Origin of the sequence: Chitinophaga sp., assembly GCF_035564935.1 — a bacterium.
Taxonomy (GTDB): Bacteria; Bacteroidota; Bacteroidia; order Chitinophagales; family Chitinophagaceae; genus Chitinophaga.
Map to the genome: position 1 here is coordinate 1 of NZ_DATMTE010000960.1, position 2819 is coordinate 2819.

At 50.5% G+C, this 2819-nt stretch carries 1 protein-coding gene; it reads right to left on the bottom strand.

The genetic code is table 11. The features are described 5' to 3' along the window. Positions 1 to 100: 100 nt before the first annotated feature. Entirely contained in the window at positions 101 to 2725 is a 2625-nt protein-coding gene (locus tag VN105_RS24870; RefSeq protein WP_325645327.1) for a glycoside hydrolase family 2 protein, read from the bottom strand. Positions 2726 to 2819: the final 94 nt, after the last annotated feature.

Sequence of the window (2819 nt, forward strand, 5' to 3'; positions counted from 1 at the left end):
TCCCGGGCAACAGCTACAAACAGGTTCAGGGAACAGATAAACAAAATGAATATACAAAAAAACAGGCATCTGTATAAACAGATGCCTGTAATAAAATGGATTATTGAATGGCAATATATTGCCGCTTTACATTGTTACCATAAATTTCCACCTGCACATCCTTACTGGTGGCGGTGGCTCCGCCACTGATACTAATCGATTTTTCTTCACCGGGTAATACAGAAATATAATTATCGCTGTAAAATACCGGTAAGATCCTTTTCTTGTTCTGTGCATTTACCAGCGATACACGGTTAAAGAACGCCACAGGGCCGCCGGCAGGATTGCTGATGGTAACACGGATACTATCGGCGCCAGCTTTCGCAGCAGTTACTTTCACTGTTGCCGCCGGCATTTGCGACAGCCCGGAATAATTTCCTTCGGCATCCGGCAACCAGTAAAGGTTTTCATCTACCACCTGCTGTGCAGCATTCAGCAAACGCAGAGAGAAGAATATTCCCTGTTGTTCCTTCAGTTTGTCCAGCAGGGGTTTCATGTTCATGAACTTCTGTACGGTAGCGGGCCCCACTTCCACGAACACTTGTGTGAGCAGGCTATCGTGGCCCTGTATATCGTATGTTTTCAGTTCCAGCATCAGGTCGCGGGCATACCGGAAGGTATTGTTCACCGCCATCACCATGCCACCCTCCGGATCGTACATTACATGCAGGGGTGTAGCTCCTTTGCGGGTGCCATACAGGCAGGCGTTGGGATCCAGGTAATAATCATACATCTGTCCGCGCAGGGCTGTCCATGGGTTTTGCGTTTTCCAGATGATCACGCCCGTATACCAATCCCACATATGTGAGCTGAAGCCTTCCATGAGGCCGCGGTACTGATCGTAGTTCACCAGCTGCGCCTTGTTGGCCCATTCCCGCAAATCGTTTGTTTTTCCATACGGGTCCACGGCTTTGTTATAGGAAATATATTTATGATAGTCCCAAACTGCATCAGTTTTACCGGTTTTCGGATCGGGTGGTACCAGGTTTTCTGCAGGCAGGAATCTTTCCAGTGATTCATAATCGCCGGTACCTACGGAGCCTACTTCCGAATTAAACGGAAAGGTGCGGTTGCTCCAGAAGGTGGCCAGGGGCTGGATACCATAAGGACCATCGCCATTGCCGCCGATGGTGTTATGCGACATACTGTCTGAGTTGGAGTAATCGAAAAAATAGCGGGTGCCATCCAGTGCTGGAATAATGGAATCCTTCATGGCGGCAAACAGGTCCGCCGGAGGCGTAATTTCATTTCCTCCGCACCAGAAAGCAAGGGACGCATGGTTCCGCAGCATTTTTACCTGGTCGGCCACGCTTTCGAGGAACAGGGAATGGTCGTCGGGATATTTCCGCCGGGTCCACTGGTCGTCTTTCTTCATGGGGTCCTGCCACCTGCCGTTACAGTCGCCCGATATCCAGAAATCCTGGAACACCAGCAGGCCGTACTTGTCGCAGGCTTCGTAAAATTCCGGTCTTTCTGTAAGACTACCGCCCCAGATGCGGATCAGGTTCAGGTTCATATCGCGGTGGAAACGCACTTCTGCATCGTATCGTTCCTTAGTGAAGCGGAACAGGGCATCAGAAGTGATCCAGTTGCCGCCTTTGATAAATATCTTCTGCCCGTTCACCGCAATTTCCCGGCTGCCGGTATGCGCATTCCAGTAGGTCTGGATTTCACGAACACCAAATTCCACGTCTTCCTTATCATCCGTTTTACCATTGTTCACAAACTGCAGCTGCAGCTGATACAATGATTGCGGGCCATAGCCGGCCGGCCACCATAACTGTGGTTGTTTCAGCAAAAGGTCCGGCAGTTGCACGGTAGTAGTGGCATGTGGCGGCAGGGTTACTTTTTTTGTGATGCGGTTACCGGCAAGCGTATATTGCAAGGTACCTGAAATACTTTTGGCCGTGGCGTTTTCCAGGTCTGCTCCCACCACCAGGGTGGCAGGCGCCTGTGGTCCTTCCGTTTTGCGGACGCCGGGTACACGGGTAATAATATGCGGATCTTTGATGCGTACCGCGCCTGTTTTTTCAATGGTCACTTTATCCCAGATACCGGTATTACGGTCGCGCATAGGCTGGATCCAGTCCCACCCTGCTGTATATTGTGGCCCGTTGTTTTTGGCGATGGTGCCATCGCCTCCCTGGCCGCCGTTGGGATTGCCCGGGAATTGCGGCGGGTATACAATAACGGCGAGGCGGTTTTTACCGTTCTTTGCCAGCAATGAAGTAATGTTATATGACTGGCGAAGATAAGCGCCGTAATGGGTTGTCTTATTAACGCGATGGCCATTCAGGTAAATATCGCAACCATCATTCACGCCCCTGAAATGCAGCCATACCTGGGCATCGCCGGCGGCAGGCTGTTCTGTAAAGTCCTTTACAAACCAATACGTATAATGATCGCGGCCGGTGCGGTAAATATCCGGGATCTTTTCATTGTTCATGCCATACATCGGATCGGGCACCTGTTTATTATCCAGGAGGGTGGTGAGCACCGTTCCCGGCACGGTTGCCGGCGTCCAGCCGGAAAGGGCATACCCCGGGTCTGAGAGTTGCTGACCGGTAACTTTTACGCCGGCAATATTACTGCATTGCCATCCGCTGTTGAGTTCATATTTTTCCTGGGCTGATAATCTTAAAAAAGACAGGAACAGCAGGCAGGAGATCGTTGATTTCCGAAACATAGTGCTTTATTTTACGGCCATTGTTCAATGCCGCAAAGATAGCACAACCGTATCCCGGATCAAAGCGGGTATTTCCCGTTGAAAGGCAGAAAAT